Here is a 22,860-nt window from a genome sequence, read left to right as displayed (position 1 = left end):
AAAACCCTCTTTCGACTGAAAAGAGGGTTTATATTTTATAAGATGTAATTTAAAATTATTTTTTTACGCCTATTCTGCTCCATGTATCCATAACGAAAAGAACAATAAGGCCTATTACAGCTGAAGCTATAGAGAAAACAAACTTCAGGTTATCTTCAGACAAAACATCCGACTGCCAATCCAGGGCATAGAGATTGATTGCGATAAACACGATAAACAGTACCAAAAATACTTTATAAAACTTCTGCATGATTCTTAAAAATTAATATAATTCTGCACCAGCTGTGCAAAATTTGCGGTGAATAATTTAATTGATATTGCCAAGAGTATGATTCCGAAAACTTTTTGCAGTATAGATAAAGTTGCCTCGCCCATTTTCTTCTCCAGCCATTTGGCAGATTTCAGCACCAAATATACGAAAATTGTATTGAGAATAATACCTAAAATAATATTAATATCATGAAATTCAGCTCTAAGGGAAAGTGTGGTCGTTAATGTACCGGCTCCGGCTACGAGTGGAAAAGCAATAGGCACAATGGATGCTGATTTGGCTTCCGAACTTTTATTGATTTCAATCCCTAATATCATTTCCAGCGCAATAATAAAAATAACAAATGCCCCTGCAATAGCAAAGGAATTAACGTCTACACCAATGAGTTTAAGGATTTTGTTTCCCACAAAAAGGAAAACGATCATAATCGCACCGGCGGTGACCGAAGCCCTGCCCGCCTCTATCTGTCCGAATTTCTGCTGCAGGCTTACCACAATAGGAACAGAACCGATAATATCTATTACTGCAAAAAGTACCATAAAGCAGGTAACAATTTCTTTTATTGAAAAATCATTGAAAACTTCCATCTCTTTGTAATTAAAAATTTCGCAAAAATATGAAAATAAATTGATTATTTGTTAATCTGTGAATATAAATTAACAATCGCTTTTAAAAGTTCATCGATTCCTTCAGGTGATGGTACAGGAGCATATTTTTCCATTTGGATTTTCTGAGACAACTTACTGTATTCATCAGCAATTGCAGCATTTTTATTCTTCATCAGATACATGCTGAACTCTTCCGGAGTCTCCTGCATATATTGGCCTCTGGTCTCAGCATCCAGCTCATCAACGGTTTGAAAGAACTTCTGATAATCTCCACTATCTTTAAGATTTTCTAAATAACTGAAATAATCATTTAAGTCTGTCTCAAAATTTCTTCTGATTTCATTTTCAGTTTCAGCAATGGATCCTAATGAGCGGGTAGGTACATTTTCCTTAACTAAGTTACGCTTTTTTTGACGGTTCTTAAATAAAAGATAACCTACCAATAAAGTGATCAGGATTGCCGCATTCACAAAAAGGATGGACCAGTTGAATTTGCTTTTTTCTTTCACTTTAAAGGAAGTCGTTTTCAATACCGGACTGTTGACTGTTTCCAGAAAATTATTGGTATACTCGTTTACTTTTTCAACTGTAGAACGGGCCTCTAAAATCTGATCGTGGGAAAAAGCATTCACCGCAAGGGTTTCCCGTCCCAAATCGATATATTCCTTTTTGGAAGGATTAAAGAAGGCAAATGGTTCTGTTTTAATGGTTATTTCTCCGGCCTTTTTAGGAATGACCACATAATTAGCTAAAATTTCACCCTTAATCCCCGTTGTTCCAGGAGCAACATTTGAAGTCACTTTAGGAGCGAAAACGTCGTAATCCGGAGAATGTTCGATTTTTGGCAGTTGCATATCCGATAAGTTCCCCTCACCGGAAACTTTCACATACACATTAATAGGTTTTTTAGCCTCAATTTTTTCTTTGGATGAATGATATACTTTTACACTGAAGCTGCCCACCGCATCCTTAAAATAATCGGGGGAACCTTCGGGAAGCTTGCGTACATTTAATTTAACCTTATTGGAAAGAATTCTGCCTTTATGGGCATAAGAGCTTATAGATGCCGAAACTGCCGGCACTTCCACATAGCCTGCTTCATTAGGAAATACCATAAAAACAGCCAGAACCTGGGAAGCAAGATTTCCTGAATCCGAAGGGTCTATTTCAGATTTCGCAAAACTTACCGGATAAACATTAATATTTTCCTGCTTAGGAAGGTTGATATTTTTAACCTTTCTCAGGTTATCCATGTTCTTGGAATACGCTTTTAACACAGCAATGGTAGGCTGATCACGATAGACATCCCTATCCTCAATTTCCATATTCAGATAAAGATCATTGGAATTATTGGCAGCGACCGATTTTTTTTCAACATCTTTTACAAGAATATCGAAAGGTTCTGTTTTATAAATTTTATTATTGACAGTAACCAAAACAGATCCTATTTTAATTTTTCCTTTTTGTTTTGGCTCAAGAGCTATTTGTGAAATTCTCTGGGTGATTACCGTATTGGTACCCGGATCGATATATGTATTATTAACAGAACCGCTTCCTATAATATTGAATTTTGACAGGTCCGGTAAACGGATGGGGGTCTGCTGATTATACTCGCTCCCGTTCATTTCCAGCACGACTGTAAGATTTACAACTTCCTTCCCCGAATAATCATTCTTATCCGGATCAATCGTTATGCTCACCTGTCCGTAAAAAAATACGGAAGACAGCATGATTAATATGTAAATCAATTTGTGATGCATCACCAATCTTTCTCGTTGCTCTCAGGCATCGAATAAGAATTTTTGTTCAAAATTCTTCTGGCGGTTTCTCTTTCTTTTTCGCTTACTTTATTTAGAATTGCGTTTTCGAGATCTTTAGGCATTTTGCCTTCATTATTTTGATTCTGATTAGGATCTTTTCCCTGCTGACTTTCACCCTGGTTCTGCTTACCGCTTCCCTGATTCTGGTTTTTATCATTCGGGTTTCCTTTTTGATCATCATTCTGTTTTTGGTCGTTGCCACCGCCTCCTTTACCTGAGTTGTTCTGCTGTTTTTTTTGTTGATTTTCTTTTTCCTTCAATTTAGCGATTTCATAGTTTTTTCTGGTAGCCTCATTGTAGGGATCTTGTTTCAGGGATTGCTTATAAAATTTTGCGGCCTCTTCAGGCTGATTCAGCTGCATATAAGTATTGCCCATATTATGAAGCGCTGCGGCCTTATCCGGAATGGTCTGAGCCAGTTTCTGTGCTCTTTCAAATTCGGTCTTAGCTTCTTCATATTTTTTACTTTTATATAGTGCATTGGCCAGGTTATAATGAGCTGTAAAATCTTTTCTATTGGACTTTATGGCTTCAAAGTATTTGGCAGACGCACCATCATAATCTTTAGCATTAAATTTTTGATTGCCTTCGAATACTAATGTTCTGTAATGGTTCTGCCCAAAAAGCAATCCCGAGAACGTAAAAGCAAATATTAACGATAAAAATATGATTTTAGTATTCATACTGTGCAAAATTATTCCTTTAATTGTTAAGAAACAGCGTTTTATTTGTTAAAGTTGGGTTAAAATCCTTATATATAGTAAAGAAATCAGACATTAAAATCTCTTTTAGGGTTGATAAGGAAGATAAGCAAGAAAAAGAATATCGATACCGCCAGAAAATACTGGTAGTAGTGATTGGCATTCTGGGATTTCACCAGTGTTGTTCCCGAAGATTGCTTTCTGCTTAACGCATCCATGATTCTTTCGGGAGCCTCGCTGATATTATTTCCATCTATATAACTTCCCCCCGTGGATTCTGCCATTTTTTTAAGTGCTTCGGTCTGCCTTTTGGAGATGACTGTCTGGCCGGCAGCATCCGATTTATACCCCATTAACTGTCCAAATACATATTCCGGAACCGGTGCCCCTTCTTCGGTACCGACTCCCACTGAGGTTACCGTAATCCCTTCTTTATTGGCCAGTCTTATCGCAGCATCATCTTTTCCTTCATTATCCTCCCCATCACTCAGCAAAACAATTTTTCTAGACCCTTTTGCTACATTTTTAAATTTATCAGCGGCAGCCTGCATTGCTTTCAGAAAATCAGTTCCCTGAATCTGCATCGAATTGGTTTCAATCCCGTTGATATAGGTTTCTGCAGAGCTGTAATCCGTTGTTAGAGGCATTATAGAGGTTGCTTCCCCTGCAAAGATCACAATACCCACTTTGTCATTCTTCATCTTCTGCATGGTATTGATCATCAGATTTTTTGCTTCCGTTAGACGACTGGGTTCAATATCTTCAGCATTCATCGAATTGGAAACATCCAGCATGAAGATGACATTATTTAATTTCTGATTGGTCTTTACTTCTTCAGAACCATTAAGCAGATCAATAATGGAAAAAATTAAGAATAATGTTCCCAACAGATATAATCCCGGAAAAAACTTCGTAAACCACGATTTCTTTTCAAATAAATCTTCATGAAACTTATCATCCGCAAAAATCTTTCTTTTCTTTTTCTTCCATTTCAGATAATGTACTAACAAAACAGCCAGCAGCGGTAAAAGCAACAGCAACAATAAGTACCAATAATTCCCTAAATACCAATCCATTACCATTAGCTTAAAAATTTATAGATCACCCATCTCAGTAACGCATCAAAGAACAGCATTCCTAACGCGATCCAAAGAAAGATTTTAAAATACTCCTCGTAATTATATAATTTAGAAACCTTAATCTCCGATTTCTCCAATTGATTAATTTCATTATATACCTCTTCCAAACTACTGTTTGAAGTTGCTCTAAAGTATCTTCCACCCGTCATCTCTGCTACTTCCCGTAAAATAGGTTCATCTATTTTCACTTCAGTCTCCGTAAAAACCAAATCTCCGAAAATGTCGGTTTGAGTGGGCATCAAAGCATATCCATTGGTACCAATCCCTATCGAATAGACTTTGATTCCGTTACTTTTTGCCAATTCGGCAGCTACCTGCGCAGGCATTGCATTTTCAATCGTGTTCACCCCATCTGTCATTAAAATAATGATTTTACTCTTCGCCTTGCTGTTTTTAAGATGATTAACAGCAACGGAAAGCCCCTCACCAATGGCCGTTCCGGGTTGAAGCTCCAACGGATTGAGATTTTTAAGCTCATCAACAACCACCTGATGATCCGAGGTCACCGGAACTTTGGTAAACGCTTCTCCTGAATAGGTCACCAGCCCCAAACGGTCATTGGGACGCTTATTAACAAACTTTATGGCAATATCCTTAAGTGCAGTTAACCGATCCGGCGTCAGGTCTTTAGCCAGCATACTCAGTGATACATCTACAGAAAGCATAATATCAATTCCCTTGGTATCATCTCTGTCCTGAGAAATGGTAAACGTACGCGGACGTGCCATCGCAACAATAAGTGCTGAAAGTATAATATACTTTGATAACTTCAGTAAAAAAAGGACAGGCAGAATTCCACTGCTTGTTTCCATATTCTTAACGGTCGGAACTTTAATCCCTTTCGTTTTCCATCGGCTTATATCTCTAATAAATAAAGGTATAAAAAGGAGAAAAAGCGCTAAAAACCATGGACTATAAAACTCAAAATTAAACATCTTTTCTTAAGTTTTCAAATTCTAGATCTTTAGAAGATCTTTTTACAAACTCTCTGATATCAGCAAAATCTTTTTCCATGATGTTATTATCAGGAATGGTCTTGGCGAATTTTACCAAATCCCCTCTCACAAACACCTCTTCCACCACCTTTTCATTTTCCTGAGAGATCGTATTATTTTTTTTCATTAAATCAACTAAATCATCCGTTAAGAGAACATCTGCCGGTAAATGGTATTGTTGGGTAATGAATTTCCTGGAAATATCGATAAGTTCCACATAGAAGGAACGGTAATTTCCGCTCTCCACATATTTTTTCTTTTTCAGTGAGTCCAGTTCTTTCAGTGTCTGATTGGTGGTTACAACCGGTGAGCTTTTTGACTTCCTACCCCATTTGATGATCATAAAGATCGCAATGATTAAGCAGATAACAGCAATGACACCCAAAATATAAAACTTATAAAGCTCCCAATAATCTGTGGCCTCCAGCTTAAGCTCTTTATTTTTCATAATGTCATGAATAGGATCATTTTTCTGAGCCGTATTAATGACATCAATTTCATAAGGAATGGTTTTTAAAATTTTACTGCCTACTTTAAATTCGAGCTCAGGAATCGTAAATTTTCCTTCCTCATACACTGCAAATTCAATACTTCGGTAATAAATATCCGGATTCTGGGCAATACTGTCTTTGGTTTCTTCAAAATGAAAAGGCAACAGCTCATTTTTTGGAGCAGCCGAAACGTCTTCATTATGAAGATTATTGATCGTGATCACCATTCTGTTTACTTCTCCCAAAGCAATGGTTTTCTTATCAACGGTGGAAGAAAGTATCTGTGAGAAAACATTCACACAGATTAAACAGCAAAATATAAATAATAATTTTTTCAATTTTAATTAATGATTCAAAGTTTAAAGTCTGAAATCCAGAGCTTCAACAATTCCTGTTGATACGCTCCCGTTTTTTATTTTTTCTGGAAATAATTATACAACAATTTTGAATAATCTTCCCCTGTATTAATATTCATAAAACTTGCCGAACTGTTGGCAAAATCCTCTTCCAAATTTCTTATTTTCTGTTTCTGAGCTTCTGCAAAAGTGTACCTCCATCTTGCGCTTGAAGTATTTGCCCAAACCTGCTTACCCGTTTCGGCATCATATAATAAGGTATAACCAACGTCTGGAATTTCATTATCCTTTTCATCGAAAATTCTCATTCCCAGCAATTGGTGTTTTTTGGAAGCCACTCTCAACATTTTGGAATCATATTCATCTTCAAAATCAGAGAAAAGAAAAACCAAAGATTTCCTCTTGAAAATTCCCATCATGTACTCCATCGCCTTATCGATTTTTGAAACTGCAGGAACATAATCTGCCATTAAAATAGTACTGATAATAGAAAGAATATGTTTTCTCCCTTTTTGTGGCGGAATCACTTTATAGACTTTATCCGCAAATAAAATCAATCCCACTTTATCATTATTTCCTGCCGCTGAAAATCCTAAACTTGCAGCGATTTCTGCAACATATTCTCTTTTCAACTGAGTTTTTGTTCCGTAATCCATTGAGGCAGAAATATCGACAACCAACATCATCGTCAGCTCTCTTTCTTCCTCCATTACCTTTACAAAAGGTTCGCGGAAACGCGCTGTTTTATTCCAGTCGATTCTGCGGATCTCATCTCCAAACTGATAAGGACGAACTTCCGAGAAAGTCATCCCCTGTCCTTTAAAAGCACTGTGATATTGCCCCATCAGTGTAGCCTCCGTCTTCTTGCGAGTTCGAATTTCTATTTGCTTGACTTTTTTTACAATATCTTTTATTTTCATTTTAGGTTGCAGGTTTTAGATGATAGTTTGCAGGAAATTTATAACTTAAAACTCAATTGAAACATTAAACCATTCATCATCAAATTTCGGACTGTATTTTTTGTAGAAATTAATGGCCGGCTCGTTCCAGTTTAAGACCTGAAAAACCATTCCGCTGTATTGATTAGATTTTCCGTGTTCTATCGTTGCTTCAAATAAATTCTTTCCAATTTGTTTTCCTCTTAATTTTTCTGTCACTACCAAATCTTCCAGATACAATCTTCTTCCCTTCCAGGTTGAATATCTGTCATAATATAAAGAAATCCCAACGATTTCTTCATTAAATTCGGCTACAAAAGCTCCCCAAACAGGCGATTTTCCGAATCCGTCTTCAATGAATTGCTCCAAAGTTAAGGTTACTTCATGCAACGCTTTTTCATAATCAGCCAATTCTTTGATTAGCTCCAACATTGGAGCACAATCTTCCTGAACCGCTTTTCTAATGATCACTTCACTCATTACGGAGCCTGGATTTTAGCTAAAATTCTGTTAACAATTTCTTCTGATGAGATCTCTTCAGCTTCAGCTTCGAACGTTAAACCAATTCTATGTCTCAGCACATCTTTTGCCAGCTCTTTTACATCTTCAGGAATTACAAAAGCCCTTCCTTTTAAAAATGCGTGTGCTCTTGAAGCGATTGCCAAGTTAATAGACGCTCTCGGAGAAGCTCCAAAGCTGATATAATTTTTCAATTCAGAAAGACCGTAATTTTCCGGAAAACGTGTTGCAAACACCATATCCAGAATATATTTTTCGATCTTTTCGTCAAGATAAATTTGATTAATTAATTCTTTTGCCGCCACAATATGCTCAAGTGAAATCACTGGTTTTACAGTCGGCTGATGTGATGTTGAAACCATTCTCATTACGGCTCTTTCATCCTCAAATTTTGGATAATCGATCGTGCATTTCAGCATAAAACGGTCACTTTGCGCTTCCGGTAACAGATAAGTACCTTCCTGATCGATTGGGTTTTGAGTTGCCAATACCAAAAATGGTTTAGGAAGTTTCATTGTTTCATCACCGATGGTTACTTGCTTTTCTTGCATTACTTCTAACAGAGCAGATTGCACTTTTGCAGGCGCACGGTTGATCTCATCCGCCAATACGAAATTGGCAAAAACAGGACCTTTTTTTATCGAAAAATCGTTGTCTTTTACATTATAGATCATTGTTCCTACAACATCAGCAGGAAGCAAATCGGGCGTAAACTGAATTCTTGAAAACTCACCATGAACAGCGTCTGCCAGAGTTTTGATCGCCAAGGTTTTAGCCAAGCCGGGAACGCCTTCCAAAAGAACGTGACCATTCCCTAAAAGCCCTACCAATAGGCGGTCTATCATATATTCCTGCCCAATAATAACCTTATTGATTTCCTGTCTCAGAAGAGAAAAAAAGTAATTTGCTTCTTTTACCTGTTCCGTCAATTGACGGATATCTTCAGCTTGATTGATCTCTGACATAGCTTAATTTAAAATGATGGGTAAATTTCCAATAAATACTTGCATTAATCAACACAATGAATGCTATTTTTGAGTTAAAGTTTGTTAAATATTTCGAGTTTGATGCGAGATTCAGAACCGCTAAGCTGAATGGCTGTTTCAACAATCACATTTTATAAAAGAATCAGAGCTATAAAAAAGCTCAGTTTACACAACAAAAAAAAACGCTACGAAATTTCGTAGCGTTCAATTTATTTATTTCTTAAACTAAGTAAATGAAAGAAAATAGAGAAAATATAATAGACTAATCCTCAGTATTTTATTTCAATAAAAACAGAGAATTAATTCTTTTAAAGTACTTATTACAGCTTGTTAATGGTAATATTAAATAAACTTTCCGGTACATCAACAGTTTCTTCATAAGATCCCACATTGATATAATATTCCACCCCGGCAGTAGTTGTTATAGTCGCTGTTTCCGCTGTTGCAGCACCGTAGTTATCAACATTTGCCACACATGAAAGACTGGAACAGGTACCTGCATACACATCCAGCTGAGGATCAAAAGGGCTGTCGGCCGGCATGATAACCGTGATCTTATACTGACTGCCATCCCCGATGAGTTTAAACCAAAGCCCATCATTCATAGCATCCGCACAAACCGCGATATTTCCGGAATTATTGGTTGCAGATATCGCATCATTCTGTGTATATGAATAAGGGAAAGTGGAAGCTAGTAACGCACCGGAACAAGCGTCATTTACCGGAGCCGGCGGAATAGCCAATACCAACTCTGTACAACCAGAAGATTCAATTCCATTAGATACAGAGGAAACTTTAATATAATAAGTCGTTCCGCGATTCAGAGCATTTGGCAGGGTATAATTTGTTCCCGTTAATGACTGCTGATTGATAACATCCGTTCCTCCAGGAGTCGTTCCTACTGAAATTTTATAAGAATTTGCTCCGTACTCTGGCGCCCACTTAATGTTTGGAGACAAAGAATACAATTGCGTTACACTTATCGGATAATAAATACTTGCACAAGCAGGCGTAGTATTTGATGTTAATCCCGCAAAAGTAACGGCTGATTTATAATCTGCCCTGATCCCTCCCGGTGGGGAAGCAACATCCACCACAGCCTGATCACCTTTATAGAAAAGCGTAGAATACGGAATATGCGAATACACTTTAAAGACTTCATCAAAATTATTGATATCAATGCTCGGAGCATTCTCTTTTGCCGCAATCAGTAAATTATCTGTATTATTATATGCAAAAGGCACTGTAAAACTAACTTCCACTTTATTATTATTCCTCGTCACATTACCTGAAAAGACCTGAGTCAGCTGAGTAGAAGGAACCCAGTCTGTACCCGATGTAAAAGAAATTTTTGAGGTATGACCCAGATAAACCGTCCAGTTAGAGGAATCATTAAGAGTGACCGACGGATCTACATAAAACGTTAAACCTGTAATATCTCCAGCAGCATTAGCATTAATCTCCTGTCGGGTATAGATTTGCTGTACATAGGAGTAAGAAAAAAAACTACTTACCGGAGCTGTTCCGACAGCGGTACTCGTAATGTTAAGATTAATCTGAGCACACAATGCAAGCGATGTCAGTAGTAATAATAAAAGTAAAGATCTTTTCATAGTTAATAAATTCAATAGGGGATATATTAATAATTTAGCATTAAATTTTATATTTTAAGAGGAAATCATAATAATTCCTCCAAAAGTATTAAACATTATTAATATTTCAAAAATAAAAGAGTAAAAATATCGGACGAATTTAAACAATAATCATTAAAAAATTATTTTTATTGAAAAATAAATATTAAATATTGAATTTAAATACATATTTCAATACATTTGCAAACAAATACCAATAGCATGTATAAAAAAATACTTTTTCTGAGTCTGTTATCTGCAGGACTTTTCCAATCACAAACCACGACAGCATTAAACCTTATGTCGCAGGCAACTTATTATGATGGTTATGCAGCAACGGTATCTACTCCGGTTCCTCCCGGGTTGATAAGATTGGGAAACACAAGATATGCAAGGAAACTTGCAGACGCTGAACTGGATTCTTTTAAAGCGAAAATTGCCATGAGAGTTACCATCGGTGCACTCTGTGATAATTACGACCGACTAGGAGAAGTTTTTTTAGCATTAGTTCCTAAGAACCAAGCAAGCTACACGATGGATGACGCCAATGTAAAAAGAATTGAAGTAGCCCGATACATTACCCCATTCATGAATAAAAACCGTGCTCCGCTGGAAGTACCGTTTACTTATAATTTAAGCAATTTATACAGTATTTTCCATGATACAGCACTTCGCAGTACATATGATATGTACATGGAACTTGATGTTTTTGGCGTTCCGTATGCAGCCAATACACAGGTAAGCGGATGTTCAGGAAGAAATGATGTTTTCTCGGGAACACTTAACTTCTTCTCAACGGACGTAGGAGCAACTCCCACTGATTATAACCATCTTACCCCTTTACTTAGCTATAACAGAGTTAATAATTACGACAGTACCGACTCGCCTGGCGAAACGGTAAGACTGATAACCTTCAATTTACCCGCGGCTGTAACCGATGCACGTTTTTCACTTATCTCCACTCCTCACGGAGCCAACAGTGGTGGTGAAGAATATGTGAGAAGACAGAATTACACTTATATTGATGATATACAGGTGCTGACTTATAAACCGGGAGGAATCTCCTGTGAACCATACCGTGTGTACAACACACAAGGTAACGGCATCTACGGAACCACCCCGCAGTCTTTTGCAAGCTGGACCGCCTGGAACAACTGGTGCCCTGGAAATTCCGTTCCTGTAAGAGAATTTACAGTAGCTAATATGACTGCCGGAAATCACACTTTAAAACATACAATTCCGACTGCTGTGTTCAACCAGCAGCAAGGAGAAGTATACCTATCAGTATACATGCAGGGCAAAAGCAGCACCAACCTGAATGTTAAAGATATAAAGACGGTGGATGTAAGTATTTATCCTAACCCGACCTCTGATTACGTAAACATAAAATCAGCAGTGGATGTAGCATCAATAGCAGTGTACAGCATTGACGGAAGAAAAGTGTCTGAAAGTTACAAAGAAAATAAAATTGATATTTCTGCCTTTAACGCAGGAATCTATATTCTGGATATTGCACTGAAAGACGGAACTTCTTTTAAACATAAGATCGTTAAAAAATAAGGAAAAGAATATCCTCAAATAATCAAATACCTCTTTTTGAACACAATTCAAGGGAGGTATTTTTATTTCACCGTGTTTTAAGTAAAATTTATTTAAAATTTGTATCGTATTCATTTTAACAAAATTTCCTGCCTAAAGATAGGAATCGGGAAAAGTTTCTTTAACATTTATCTCTTTGAAAAATACTGTGGTGAATAATTTCCACACCAATCTCAGGCCTAAAAAATTGTCATTTCCAGTTTATTAAACTATTTTTGGTGATTAAAAATTTTGCAAAATGAATTATCATTTTCAAGCTCACAGACAAGTAAGAAGAAACCTTTTGGAAATTTTACAGAACACTTCACATGAAGATCTTCTGCTGATTCCGGACGGTTTTAATAATAATATTTACTGGAATATCGCCCATACGGTTGCCACTCAGCAGCTTTTGCACTATTACCTGAGCGGGAACCCGTTCAGAATTGATAAATACTGGATTGAGACTTACAAAAAAGGAACTCTTCCTAATTTGGATGTTCAGAAGTCAGAAGTGGAAGATCTTGAGTTTTTACTGACAGAAACCTCAAAGATATTAATGAAGGATTATGACAGCGATTTCTTTTCAGATTACACCCCCTACACCACAAGTTTTGGAATGGATCTTAAAAGTATTCAGGATGCGATTATCTTCAACAACATGCATGAAAGCCTGCATTATGGCTATGCAATGGCACAGAAAAGAGCGATTTTAGGGGAAAAATATTAGTTTGTTTAAAATTCAAGGTTTATGGCAACAATCAATAGATGTGAAGATTTAGAAATATGGAAATTATCACGTGAATTGTGTAATGAAATCTATCAAATCATACAATTTACCAATCTCAAAAATAATTTTAAACTTTGTAATCAAATAGATAGTTCTTCGGGATCAACTATGGACAACATCGCGGAGGGATTTGAAAGAAACGGCAACAGAGAATTTATTCAATTTTTATCAATTGCCAAAGCATCTTGCGGAGAAACAAGATCACAACTATATCGGGTTTTTGGCAGGAATTTTATTTCAGAGGAAAAATTTGAAGCTTTAAAAGAAAAAACAGAATTATTAAGCAAGAAAATTGCTTCATTTATTAAATATTTAAATATAACAGATTTAAAAGGAACAAAGTACAAGCCTTAAGCTTGAAACATTAAACTTTGAACCTTAAATATAAAACTTACTCAATGAAAGACGATTTTATTTTCGGGCTCCGTCCCGTAATTGAAGCTATTGAAGCAGGAAAAACAATCGACAAGGTTTTCGTGCAGAATGCATTACAGGGGGATATTTATGCAGAATTGAAGACCATTCTAGCCAAAAATAAAATCCGTCCCAACTATGTTCCGGTTGAAAAACTGAACCGTTTTACAAGAAAAAATCACCAGGGTGTCGTTGCATTTATTTCGGATGTTCCTTTTCACAAGATCGAAGATATTGTACCGCAATTATTTGAAGAAGGAAAAACTCCGTTTTTATTGATCCTGGACAGATTAACAGACGTTAGAAACTTCGGAGCGATTTGCAGAACTGCAGAATGCGTAGGAGTAGATGCCGTCATTATTCCTGAGAAAGGAGGAGCCCCAATTAATTCTGATGCTATAAAAACTTCAGCAGGAGCCCTTTATAATATTAAAATATGTAAAGAACCGAATCTGGCTCACGTGGTTGATTTTCTTCAGCAAAGCGGAATTTCTGTATTTGCAGCCAGTGAAAAGGCTCAAAAAATGATTTATGATGTTGATTTCAAAGAGCCTTGCGCCATTGTAATGGGTAACGAGGAAACGGGAATTTCTAAAGAAGTCCTTCATCATGCGGATGAAAAAATAAAACTTCCGATTGAAGGTAAAACTCAGTCTCTGAACGTTTCTGTAGCATGTGGAGCGATTTTATATGAAGCAGTAAGACAGAAAATAACTGCAGCTCCGAATCCATAATATTGCAGAAAACCTATTAAGAAAAAGTAGTAAAAATAAAATTAAAAAAATTCAAATGAAAAATATTGCAGCGGTAGCACTTATCTCAACAATGGCTTTGGTTTCTTGTAAAAAAGAAACGGCAAAAGTAACAAAAGTAGATCCGAAAACAGGAAAAACGGTAACCGTAGAAGTTCCGGCTGATTCTGTAGCAAAAGTAGAGGCCAATCCTGCGATCAAGGATTCAGCGGGTGTGATTACTCAAAGTTTTAAATTGGAAAAAGGAAAAACCTATCCTTTAACAACGTATCAGAGAGATACCAAAACAATGACGGATCCTCAGGGAAAAACCATGAACGGAACAAGTGAAGCAACAGACGAAATGTCTTTCACTGTAAATGATATCAAAGGAAATGTATATGACATGACCTTAAATCTTGTCGGAAAAAGAAATTCTCAATCTGCACAGGGAAAAACGCTTATTGTTGATACGAAATTGCCTGAACCGAAGGAAGATGATCTTAAAATGATCTGGAACATCAACAAAGCTCTTACAGGAAATAAGCTGGACATGAAAATGGATACGAAAGGAAATGTAATTTCGATCACAGGTTTTGATGCCGTTTATGCAAAAGTTTCTAAGTCTCTGAGCGCAGTGGTAAAAGATAAAAACCAGAGAGAAAGCGTAGTTGCCAGTCTTAAAGAAAGCTTTAACGAAAAAGTACTAAAAGATCAATTCAGCAAAAATCTGACGATTATTCCTAAAAAAGGAGTAAAAGTGGGTGAAAAATGGTCTAACTCTGAAAATGCAGACCCGAGCGGTTCTGTAAAGGTAACTTCAAACTATGTTTTGAAAAGCCTAGGAAACGGCGTGGCTGAAATTTCTGTGACAGGGGGGATTCCTAAAAAGACTGAAAAGAAAACCGATGGAGGGATTACGCACAGTCTGAGTAGCGAACTGGCACAAAACGGAACCATTAAATTTGACGAAAATACAGGATGGATCACCAATCAGAACATCAGCGTAAAAACAACGCAGATTGAAACCATTTCAGACGGAAAACAATCTCAGTCCATGAAAAGTGTTTCTAATTCTTCTGTCATGGTAAATCCGTCAGGAAAATAAGAGAAAAGGGAGGTTTTTGAGTGAAGAGGTTATTGGGTTTGAGAGTCTGAGGGTTTTAGAGTTTGTATGTTTATATTAAACTAAAAACCAACAACTATCAACTATAAACCAGCAACTAAAAACCAGATTCCCTCAACTTTAAACAAAATAAAAAATTATGAAGTACATTCTTGAGTTGGTACTTACCGCGATTATTATTTTTTTTGTGTGGAATATTCTGAAAAGAATTTTCTTTAAAACCTTTTACAGTTACAGGTTTAATAACAACAATCAGAATAACAGTCAGCAGGATATACACTCGAACAAGAGTACCAATCAAAATTTAAAGTGGGACGCAGAAACTGTGGACTATGAAGAGGTAAAAGAAACCAAAGACAAAAGGTAAAACCAGAAAAATAAAAAGATAATAACCATTAACATGGCGAAAAATAAAAACTTAATATATATTGCAATTTCATTAGTTGTATTTATAGTTTTAGCATTTTTATATTCCACTCCTGTTTTTTCAGGAAAACAGCTTTTCCAGCACGACATCGTTCAGTACAGAGGGGGTGCCAAAGAGCTTTTAGATTATAGAGCAAACTACGGAAAAGAAACCTACTGGAGTGATTCCATGTTTGGGGGAATGCCCACTTATCAGATGGGAAGCCGCTTCGAGGGCGATATCATCAAGCAGGTCGACAGCTACCTGAACTTTCTTCCAAGACCGGTTAATTATCTTTTTTTACTTTTTGCCGGGTTCTTCCTTTTGGGAATGGTGGCAGTCAGAAACTGGAAATATGCGCTTCTCGGAGCAACCTTTTTCGGGCTTTCCACTTATTTTTACATTATTATTGCAGCGGGACACAACGGAAAAGTAAATACCATTGAGTATTTCGCACCACTTTTAGCCGGAATTTTACTGGTGTATATCAGGAAAAGTTATATCTGGGGATTTATTGTCACCACTCTATTTATGGGGCTTCAGATTGCGGCCAACCATCCGCAGATGACCTACTATCTTTTCATCGCTTTAGGATTTTTATTCTTATCTGAACTGATCAGAGCGATTCAGAAAAAAACACCAATGAAGCATTTTTTAATTTCTTCAGGAATTATCGCTGCTTCAGCTATCATCGGAGTTGGTATGAATTCTCAGAGGATCATGGCCAATTCTGAATATGTAAAAGAAACCGTTCGTGGAAAGCAAATTTTAACCAACGACAGTCATACAGAAGGAAATTCCGGGATGGATAAAGAAAGTATGCTGATGTGGAGCTACGGACAGTTGGAAACACTAAACCTGTTCATTCCGAGATTAATGGGTGGCGGAAGTCAGGAACCTGAAGGTAAAGAGATGATGAACAGAGTTCAGGAACTCGTTCAGGAAAATGTAGGTTCGCAGGCTGAGATGGACAGGATCTCTAAAGGATTCAGTGGAGTAACCTATTGGGGCGATCAGCCGGGAACTTCCGGACCTGCTTATCAGGGAGCCATTGTTTGTTTCTTAGCACTTTTAGGATTCTTTTTTGCCTGGAAAAAATACCGTTACTGGGTTTTAGGAGCGTCTATTTTGACCATTTTGCTGGCTTGGGGTAGCAACTTTATGCCTTTATCGGATTTCTTTATTGATTTCGTCCCTTTTTATAACAAATTCAGAGCACCCTCTTCGATATTGGTAGTTGTGGAATTATTATTCCCATTAATCGCGATAGTGGGGCTTTACCGGTTTTTCACCGATGAAAAACTGACTCAGGAATACAAGCAGAAAATCCTGATATATGTTAGCGGTGGAACATTAGGTTTATTATTAATTCTTTTAGTTTTAGGGAAATCTTTACTAGGTTTCCACACAGAAAACGAAAAAACATACTTCCCTCCTTTCCTGCTGGATTATTTAGTGGATGAAAGATTCAAACTGTTTAGAATAGATGCTATTAAAGCATTTATTTACGTTGCGATTGCAGCGGCAGCTTTATTTATGGTTTTAAAACAGAAATTAAGTCAGAACATCGCTTTAGTCATTATCGGAGTGGTAAGTTTATTTGATTTATGGACGGTAAATAAACGGTATCTGAATGATGATAATTATGTAGACAAGATCTTTGCTGAAAATCCTTTTCAAACGGAAAGTTCAGAATTATTGGTTGAAAAAGTTCAGGGTAACCCCAATTTAGAATCTATTCTATCGACGGTAAACATTAATAAAACTTTGGAAACCATCGCCGATAAAGATAAAAAGCACTACAGAATCTACAACCAGACTTTAGGAACGACAAGCGAAACCAATACCTCTTATTTCAAAGCTTCGATTGGTGGTTATCACGCGGTGAAACTGAGAAGATACGACGATTTACTGAATGAATACCTTTCCAGTATGGATAGTGTGAAAACTCCGAAAATCCTAAATTTGTTAAATACAAAATACATGATCTTCGGTGGACCGGAGCAGCCACAGGTTGTTCCCAATCCTAAAGCCAACGGAAATGCATGGTTTGTAAGCGACCTGAAATTTGTAGAAACTCCCAATCAGGAAATTAAGGCGATTGGCGATATTGATAATAAAAAAACAGCGGTGATTTCCGCTGCAGACAAAGAATATTTCAATGGAAAGACGGTGCAGGCAGATTCTACCGCTTTCATTAATTTAACGAAATACCAACCGAACGAATTAGAATTTAAATCTCAATCTAAAACTCCGCAATTGGCTGTATTTTCAGAGATTTATTATCCTCATGGCTGGAAAATGTTTGTGGATGAAAAAGAAGTTCCTTACATCAAAGCAGATTATTTGCTTCGTGCCGTTCACGTTCCTGCTGGAAATCACAGTATCAGAATGATCTTTGAACCGGAAGTGATTGAAAAAGGAAAATGGATCTCGCTTCTTTGCTTCGGTTTATTCATTGCGTTAAGCGGCTTTGGAATTTATTTTCTTTACCGCAAAAGAGACAAAAGTAAAGCAGAGAATATTTAGTAATTCAAAAGTTAAAAAAAGCTTTGTTTAAATGATTACTCAAAAATATATTACAGATCTTACCTATAAAATAAATGGTGCTTGCATTGAAGTCCATAAAATTTTAGGTACTGGTTTATCTGAAATAGTATATCATAAAGCTTTAGAAAAAGAATTTAAATTAAGAAATTTTGAATATAAATCTGAATTTGTAATACCAGTTATTTATAAAGATGAATATTTACATTGTGATTTTAAATGTGATTTCTTAATTGAAAATTTAATTGTTCTCGAAATAAAATCAGTCTCTTATCTTTTAGAAATTCACAAATCTCAAATCCTTAATTATATGAATGTACTAAAAGTTCCTAAAGGTATTTTAGTGAATTTTAATGTAAAAAACATTTATCATTTTGGGCAGGAAACTTTTATAAATAAATATTTTGATCAATATGATTAAGTTTTTAAATAGTTAATAAATAACTACACTATATTACTTTCTTTTGAAAAACTAAAAACAAACAATAATCTTTTGCTTCTTTTGCGGCTAAAAAAAATAATGGAACAAAGAAAAATCTTAATCATCACCTATTACTGGCCTCCTGCGGGAGGTCCTGGTGTTCAAAGGTGGTTGAAGTTTGCAAAATATTTACCTGAGTTCGGCTGGAAACCGATCATTTTTACCCCAGAAAATCCGAGCTATCCTTTGTTGGATGAAAGCCTGATGAAAGATGTTCCTAAAGATCTTGAAATAGTAAAAACCAAGATTTGGGAACCTTATCAACTGGCTGAAAAACTTAATAAAAGTAATAAAAAGTTTAAAGCGGGACAGTTTGATGTTGGGAAAAATCAAAATTGGAAATCTAAACTTTCGATTTGGGTAAGAGGCAACTTTTTTATTCCCGATGCGCGAGTTTTTTGGGTAAAACCTTCCACTCAGTTTTTAGAAAAATATTTGCAGGAAAATAAAATTGATGTTGTGGTTACTTCAGGGCCGCCGCATTCTTTGCATCTGATTGGTTTACATTTAAAAAAGAAACTTCCGAATTTAAAATGGATTGCCGATTTCCGTGATCCATGGACAGAAATTTCTTATTATAAACATTTAAAACTCACTAAAAGTTCAGATAAAAAACATCGTCAGCTTGAAAGTGATGTTTTCAAAACTGCAGATATTACTTTAGCGACAAGCTATACCGATGCAGAAAATTTCCGTAAAAACGGAGCAAATGCCATTTGCATCACCAACGGTTTTGACGAAACAGACGCAAACACAAAAACTCTAAAAACCTCAACCCCTCAAACCCTCAAACCCAAGTTCACTCTAAGTTATATCGGAGTTCTAGAGCAATTGAGAAATCCTGAAAATCTTTGGAAAGCACTAAATGATTTAGTAAAAACAAACACTGATTTTGCCGATAATTTCAGTTTAAAATTTGTTGGAAGAATTGATGATAAAATTTTACGAGAAATTGAGAGTTCAAGTGTAAAAAACAATATTGTCAATTTAGGATATTTATCTCATGACAAAGCCATTGACGAAATGGCAAACTCTTCACTTTTACTGATCACCAATTTCCCTAATGAATCTTCCAAAGGAATTATTCCCGGAAAAATATTTGAATATCTGGCAACGGGGAAACAAATTATCTCCTTCGGTCCGGATCAGGCGGATGTTTCTAAAATTTTAGATGAAACGAATTCCGGAAAGCATTTTTCTTATACAGATTCTGAAAACATAAAAGAGTTTATTTTAGAAAAATTTGATCTGTGGAAGAGTGGTAATCTTTCGGAAAACACAGAGAATATTGATCAGTTTTCAAGGAGGAATTTAACTAAAAAGTTGGTTGAAGTTTTAGGTTAATTAACTTTAAAATCAAATATTTTGCATTAAAAAAGACTTCGACAAGCTCAGCCTGACAATTTTAATACTGAATGTTTAGTATTAGGACTGCCATACTGAGCCTGTCGAAGTGTTTTATTATTTGAGCTAAACGCCATAGATAGATAGATAGATAGATAGATAGATAGATAGATAGACGTTGCTAGTAATAATTAGTCGCTCCTTAAAAAGCTGTTTTTTGACTTTGAAAATTATATTTGCCTAAAAAGATTCGGAGAACAAGTTCGAGCCAAAGAAGAATTTGTTGTTTGATTTGATTCAATCTCATCTTCAAATTGTATCCAATCCCTGCTAATAATGCATTATTAATATCTCCAGCCACTCCTTTCAGGAAGTTTAATCCTAAGGAGTGGTTTCTTTTTAAATGAGAGATACAAGGTTCTATGGCTGCTCTTGCCCGGAATCTTAATCTGGCTACTTGTTGCCCATATTTTGTTTTTTCTTTTTTTGCGGGAAGCAAAATTGCTGTTCCTTCCACTTCTTTGATTCCTTTAAATCCTCTGTCTGTAGTGGCTTTCGTAGGTCTTGTTCCGCCAACGGATTTTCTTACCCTCTCACTCTGTGCCAATGATTCTTCAAGAGTTTTACTATCGTGAGGATTGCCAGAAAATCTCTTTACCGAGCTGATGATCCCTGTTTTCCGACCTCTTACTACTGCTACTTTTGTCCCAAACTCGTATGCTTTTCCCGATTTTCCTTTCGCAATACACGCAACTTGTGGCTCGTGAAGACTGTAAATTTTATCTTTCGTGGTACGTTCTTGGGTGAGTGCTTTAAGGTAAATTTTAAAAACGTCTTCGTAGCCTTTCAAAACATCTTTAGGAAGTTTTCTTTCCAATTCCCGAAGAACTCTTTTACCAATCGTCCTGAGCTTTTTCCTCGCCATTTTTGCCTTCTTCTGTCTTCTGGGATGATGTCCAAAAAAAGCGTCCCGCAATAATTGTTTGCTCACTCTTCTGTAGCTTTGTCTTTGTACAACGCTCTCTTTTTCTGCTATTTTTCTACAATTGTCGATTACTTTTTTTGCTAATTTGGCATCGGTAGGAAAGGTAATGTTCTTCTCCTGAACCGTCGTATCTACCTGAACTTCATCTTCTGTTTTGGCTTTGGGATGGAGAGAAACGCTTTGTCCCAAAAGAAATTCCAAACCCTTATCTCCAATTCTTTTTCTGAAGTGTACAAAATTGCTCGGATCGAAAGGCTGCTCTGTCTGGAAAAAGGTTTCTCCGGTAAAATATTGCCAATACGCATTCTCAATCCATCTCTCTATTACACTTTCATCACTTTCTTTAAACATTTCCTTGAGCAAAAGCATTCCTGCTATTTTACGGATAGCAATAGAAGGTCTTCCGTTTTCTGAAAATAATTTCTCAAACTCTGACTCCATTTTATCCCAGGAAATCTCCCCAGCTAATTTTACCACCGGATGCTCCATATTAATAAGCTCCGTAAGCCTGGTCTTGAATAAATTCTGCTGTAAATCCTCTCTTATTTTGCCTAACATTTTGCCACTTTTTATATCCTAAAAATACAATTTATTGCAATTTTTTACAACGATTTTTTACGAAATATAAGTGCATAAAACTGATAATCAAAATATTACTTGGTTTTTAAGGAATGACTAATTAATAATTATACTGTTTTCTTTTTGAATTTACCTTAAAACCTGAGTTCGATTGAAATAAATAATTTAAAATATTGATTTTAAAATCGTTAACACATAAGCCAATAGCATGTCTTCAGCCCAATGATAAAATCCTAAATCAAATAGAGACTTTGATACAAATTGATTATCGATTTCGGCTAAAGCCTCCAGGAGTGTCATCTTTTTTAGACGGGCTGAAGCCCGTCCCTCTTGATCTGGTCTAATATTTTATGGATCGAACTCAGGTTTAAAAACCCCCGAAGGGGTTAAATATGAGTAGCGTCGGTTGAAACCCGATGTATACGTATTCAATGATGTTACCATCCTGAAAGGGGTAAATAATATAATGGAAATTTCAAAATTAAACGGTATTATTTCCTGTCATTAATGATGTTCATCATTCGTAATGCTGAAAAAAACTTCCCACTTCAAGCTTCCGGCTCCCATCCTTTGAATTTCAATATTTACTAAATCGTCCACTGATCATTGATTACGGCAACCAGATAATATTTCCCTTCAAATTCTTCGAAGACAAAACGTAAGCATTTCCAGTCCATTTCAGAGTTGGCTTCGGAACCTTTGATGAAGTTTTCGGTAAAATCGGCTTTTGGATATATTTGCTTTAAATTATTCAGAGAATTCCCCCCTCCCTGGAATTCATTAAACGAAACCTGCCCCGTCACAAAATCTTTTGAATAGACCCATTTGGTAAGATAATCGTTAATCGTTGCTTTATAAGGATCTCCGGAACCATCCATGGCGCCCCAGGTAAAAAGTGTTTTGGTCGGTTGATATTTTATAAAATCGGCTTTTGAAAGCTGTTTATCTTCTTTTGGATCTACAAACGCATACATCGAAAACCGAACCCCTTTTTCCGGATGAATAAAATCTGCAAATCTTTTATAATCTTTGTCTTTTAAACTTTGTACAACATCACCATTGATCTGTTTTAAAGCCGCTTCTTTATTGGCAATTGTTGAAACCGTGGCCGTACTATCTGTTTTTACCAAAGTTGAATCTGTTTTATCATCCAAAAACTTATCCGGGTTTTTCTTACAGGCAACCACACTGAGAATGAGTAGAGATACAATTATTTTTTTCATATTTTACAATTTCTAAGATAATAATTCACCAAATCCAATGCCACGTTTGAGGGAGATCGCATTTGATAATCGGAGGGTTTGAGTTTTTTAGGGGTAGAGCGTTTTGGAGTAGAGAAGTGAATTTTTGGAGAAGAAATAGAGTTTACTTATGGGACTTATAGTTTTTTGCATTTGCCGGAAAGCCCTTAGATTGTCGGTTTT

The 22,860-nt window shown here is 36.2% G+C and carries 22 protein-coding genes; 9 read left to right on the top strand and 13 right to left on the bottom strand.

Annotated features, from left to right (window positions below; genetic code table 11):
- Window positions 1–55: 55 nt before the first annotated feature.
- The 11 genes from VUJ46_RS21535 to VUJ46_RS21485 form a co-directional block, all read right to left on the bottom strand.
- Entirely contained in the window at window positions 56–250 is a 195-nt protein-coding gene (locus tag VUJ46_RS21535; protein ID WP_326982706.1) for a hypothetical protein, read from the bottom strand.
- 5 nt (window positions 251–255) lie between these two features.
- Entirely contained in the window at window positions 256–858 is a 603-nt protein-coding gene (locus VUJ46_RS21530) for a MarC family protein (RefSeq protein ID WP_267406444.1), read from the bottom strand.
- Between the two features lie 44 nt (window positions 859–902).
- Window positions 903–2,609: a BatD family protein gene (locus VUJ46_RS21525; RefSeq protein ID WP_326982705.1), complete on the bottom strand. Its 1,707-nt coding sequence runs from the start codon at window positions 2,607–2,609 to the stop codon at window positions 903–905.
- Between the two features lie 29 nt (window positions 2,610–2,638).
- Window positions 2,639–3,382: a tetratricopeptide repeat protein gene (locus VUJ46_RS21520; RefSeq protein ID WP_326982704.1), complete on the bottom strand. Its 744-nt coding sequence runs from the start codon at window positions 3,380–3,382 to the stop codon at window positions 2,639–2,641.
- Window positions 3,383–3,468: 86 nt separating this feature from the next.
- Entirely contained in the window at window positions 3,469–4,476 is a 1,008-nt protein-coding gene (locus VUJ46_RS21515; RefSeq protein WP_326982703.1) for a vWA domain-containing protein, read from the bottom strand.
- 5 nt (window positions 4,477–4,481) lie between these two features.
- Window positions 4,482–5,474, bottom strand: a complete 993-nt coding sequence (locus tag VUJ46_RS21510) for a vWA domain-containing protein (RefSeq protein WP_326982702.1) — start codon at window positions 5,472–5,474, stop codon at window positions 4,482–4,484.
- A complete protein-coding gene (locus VUJ46_RS21505; RefSeq protein WP_326982701.1) occupies window positions 5,467–6,363 on the bottom strand; it encodes a BatD family protein in 897 nt (298 codons plus the stop codon). The genes VUJ46_RS21510 and VUJ46_RS21505 overlap by 8 nt, the downstream gene beginning before the upstream one ends.
- A gap of 74 nt (window positions 6,364–6,437) precedes the next feature.
- Entirely contained in the window at window positions 6,438–7,301 is an 864-nt protein-coding gene (locus tag VUJ46_RS21500) for a DUF58 domain-containing protein (RefSeq protein WP_326982700.1), read from the bottom strand.
- A 45-nt stretch (window positions 7,302–7,346) separates the two neighbouring features.
- Window positions 7,347–7,799: a GNAT family N-acetyltransferase gene (locus VUJ46_RS21495; RefSeq protein ID WP_326982699.1), complete on the bottom strand. Its 453-nt coding sequence runs from the start codon at window positions 7,797–7,799 to the stop codon at window positions 7,347–7,349.
- Window positions 7,799–8,803 (bottom strand): AAA family ATPase, encoded by a 1,005-nt coding sequence (locus VUJ46_RS21490; protein ID WP_326982698.1) that lies wholly within the window; start codon window positions 8,801–8,803, stop codon window positions 7,799–7,801. Before VUJ46_RS21490 ends, VUJ46_RS21495 begins: the two co-directional genes overlap by 1 nt.
- Window positions 8,804–9,144: 341 nt before the next feature.
- Window positions 9,145–10,437 (bottom strand): hypothetical protein, encoded by a 1,293-nt coding sequence (locus tag VUJ46_RS21485; protein ID WP_326982697.1) that lies wholly within the window; start codon window positions 10,435–10,437, stop codon window positions 9,145–9,147.
- 240 nt (window positions 10,438–10,677) lie between these two features.
- Here VUJ46_RS21485 and VUJ46_RS21480 point away from each other — a divergent pair, with 240 nt between their 5' ends.
- The 9 genes from VUJ46_RS21480 to VUJ46_RS21440 all read left to right on the top strand — a co-directional run bounded on the left by VUJ46_RS21480 (window position 10,678) and on the right by VUJ46_RS21440 (window position 19,872).
- Window positions 10,678–12,015, top strand: coding sequence for a peptide-N-glycosidase F-related protein (locus tag VUJ46_RS21480; protein WP_326982696.1), 1,338 nt, complete (start codon window positions 10,678–10,680; stop codon window positions 12,013–12,015).
- A gap of 277 nt (window positions 12,016–12,292) precedes the next feature.
- Window positions 12,293–12,763: a DinB family protein gene (locus VUJ46_RS21475; RefSeq protein ID WP_326982695.1), complete on the top strand. Its 471-nt coding sequence runs from the start codon at window positions 12,293–12,295 to the stop codon at window positions 12,761–12,763.
- A gap of 21 nt (window positions 12,764–12,784) precedes the next feature.
- Window positions 12,785–13,177 (top strand): four helix bundle protein, encoded by a 393-nt coding sequence (locus VUJ46_RS21470; protein WP_326982694.1) that lies wholly within the window; start codon window positions 12,785–12,787, stop codon window positions 13,175–13,177.
- Between the two features lie 44 nt (window positions 13,178–13,221).
- Window positions 13,222–13,971 (top strand): 23S rRNA (guanosine(2251)-2'-O)-methyltransferase RlmB, encoded by a 750-nt coding sequence (rlmB, locus tag VUJ46_RS21465; protein ID WP_326982693.1) that lies wholly within the window; start codon window positions 13,222–13,224, stop codon window positions 13,969–13,971.
- A gap of 55 nt (window positions 13,972–14,026) precedes the next feature.
- The gene (locus VUJ46_RS21460; protein ID WP_326982692.1) at window positions 14,027–15,076 is read left to right on the top strand and encodes a DUF6263 family protein; all 1,050 of its coding nucleotides are present in this window, start codon (window positions 14,027–14,029) and stop codon (window positions 15,074–15,076) included.
- A gap of 157 nt (window positions 15,077–15,233) precedes the next feature.
- On the top strand, window positions 15,234–15,461 hold the full coding sequence (locus VUJ46_RS21455) for a hypothetical protein (RefSeq protein ID WP_326982691.1): 228 nt from the start codon (window positions 15,234–15,236) through the stop codon (window positions 15,459–15,461).
- A 33-nt stretch (window positions 15,462–15,494) separates the two neighbouring features.
- On the top strand, window positions 15,495–18,029 hold the full coding sequence (locus VUJ46_RS21450) for a YfhO family protein (RefSeq protein ID WP_326982690.1): 2,535 nt from the start codon (window positions 15,495–15,497) through the stop codon (window positions 18,027–18,029).
- Window positions 18,030–18,060: 31 nt separating this feature from the next.
- Window positions 18,061–18,468: a GxxExxY protein gene (locus tag VUJ46_RS21445; protein ID WP_326982689.1), complete on the top strand. Its 408-nt coding sequence runs from the start codon at window positions 18,061–18,063 to the stop codon at window positions 18,466–18,468.
- Between the two features lie 99 nt (window positions 18,469–18,567).
- Window positions 18,568–19,872 carry a glycosyl transferase family 1 gene (locus VUJ46_RS21440; protein ID WP_326982688.1) on the top strand — a complete coding sequence of 435 codons (1,305 nt, stop codon included), beginning with the start codon at window positions 18,568–18,570 and terminating at the stop codon, window positions 19,870–19,872.
- Between the two features lie 202 nt (window positions 19,873–20,074).
- Here VUJ46_RS21440 and VUJ46_RS21435 read toward each other — a convergent pair whose 3' ends face one another.
- Both VUJ46_RS21435 and VUJ46_RS21430 read right to left on the bottom strand, forming a co-directional pair.
- Window positions 20,075–21,415 carry an IS5 family transposase gene (locus VUJ46_RS21435; protein ID WP_326981209.1) on the bottom strand — a complete coding sequence of 447 codons (1,341 nt, stop codon included), beginning with the start codon at window positions 21,413–21,415 and terminating at the stop codon, window positions 20,075–20,077.
- Window positions 21,416–22,023: 608 nt separating this feature from the next.
- The gene (locus tag VUJ46_RS21430; protein WP_326982687.1) at window positions 22,024–22,659 is read right to left on the bottom strand and encodes a hypothetical protein; all 636 of its coding nucleotides are present in this window, start codon (window positions 22,657–22,659) and stop codon (window positions 22,024–22,026) included.
- Between the last annotated feature and the right edge of the window lie 201 nt (window positions 22,660–22,860).

The sequence above is a fragment of the Chryseobacterium sp. MYb264 genome (assembly GCF_035974275.1).
Classification (GTDB): Bacteria; Bacteroidota; Bacteroidia; order Flavobacteriales; family Weeksellaceae; genus Chryseobacterium.
Note: the sequence above shows the minus strand (reverse complement) of the source record. Positions and strands in the feature narration are given on the sequence as shown.

Coding starts and splice junctions, on each gene's coding strand:
- VUJ46_RS21430 (WP_326982687.1), bottom strand. CDS start 22,659: ATGAAAAAAATAATTGTATCTCTACTCATTCTCAGTGTGGTTGCCTGT.
- VUJ46_RS21495 (WP_326982699.1), bottom strand. CDS start 7,799: ATGAGTGAAGTGATCATTAGAAAAGCGGTTCAGGAAGATTGTGCTCCA.
- VUJ46_RS21440 (WP_326982688.1), top strand. CDS start 18,568: ATGGAACAAAGAAAAATCTTAATCATCACCTATTACTGGCCTCCTGCG.
- VUJ46_RS21435 (WP_326981209.1), bottom strand. CDS start 21,415: ATGTTAGGCAAAATAAGAGAGGATTTACAGCAGAATTTATTCAAGACC.
- VUJ46_RS21470 (WP_326982694.1), top strand. CDS start 12,785: ATGGCAACAATCAATAGATGTGAAGATTTAGAAATATGGAAATTATCA.
- VUJ46_RS21535 (WP_326982706.1), bottom strand. CDS start 250: ATGCAGAAGTTTTATAAAGTATTTTTGGTACTGTTTATCGTGTTTATC.
- VUJ46_RS21525 (WP_326982705.1), bottom strand. CDS start 2,609: ATGCTGTCTTCCGTATTTTTTTACGGACAGGTGAGCATAACGATTGAT.
- VUJ46_RS21530 (WP_267406444.1), bottom strand. CDS start 858: ATGGAAGTTTTCAATGATTTTTCAATAAAAGAAATTGTTACCTGCTTT.
- VUJ46_RS21515 (WP_326982703.1), bottom strand. CDS start 4,476: ATGGATTGGTATTTAGGGAATTATTGGTACTTATTGTTGCTGTTGCTT.
- VUJ46_RS21460 (WP_326982692.1), top strand. CDS start 14,027: ATGAAAAATATTGCAGCGGTAGCACTTATCTCAACAATGGCTTTGGTT.
- VUJ46_RS21510 (WP_326982702.1), bottom strand. CDS start 5,474: ATGTTTAATTTTGAGTTTTATAGTCCATGGTTTTTAGCGCTTTTTCTC.
- VUJ46_RS21490 (WP_326982698.1), bottom strand. CDS start 8,803: ATGTCAGAGATCAATCAAGCTGAAGATATCCGTCAATTGACGGAACAG.
- VUJ46_RS21500 (WP_326982700.1), bottom strand. CDS start 7,301: ATGAAAATAAAAGATATTGTAAAAAAAGTCAAGCAAATAGAAATTCGA.
- VUJ46_RS21455 (WP_326982691.1), top strand. CDS start 15,234: ATGAAGTACATTCTTGAGTTGGTACTTACCGCGATTATTATTTTTTTT.
- rlmB (WP_326982693.1), top strand. CDS start 13,222: ATGAAAGACGATTTTATTTTCGGGCTCCGTCCCGTAATTGAAGCTATT.
- VUJ46_RS21445 (WP_326982689.1), top strand. CDS start 18,061: ATGATTACTCAAAAATATATTACAGATCTTACCTATAAAATAAATGGT.
- VUJ46_RS21450 (WP_326982690.1), top strand. CDS start 15,495: ATGGCGAAAAATAAAAACTTAATATATATTGCAATTTCATTAGTTGTA.
- VUJ46_RS21485 (WP_326982697.1), bottom strand. CDS start 10,437: ATGAAAAGATCTTTACTTTTATTATTACTACTGACATCGCTTGCATTG.
- VUJ46_RS21480 (WP_326982696.1), top strand. CDS start 10,678: ATGTATAAAAAAATACTTTTTCTGAGTCTGTTATCTGCAGGACTTTTC.
- VUJ46_RS21475 (WP_326982695.1), top strand. CDS start 12,293: ATGAATTATCATTTTCAAGCTCACAGACAAGTAAGAAGAAACCTTTTG.
- VUJ46_RS21520 (WP_326982704.1), bottom strand. CDS start 3,382: ATGAATACTAAAATCATATTTTTATCGTTAATATTTGCTTTTACGTTC.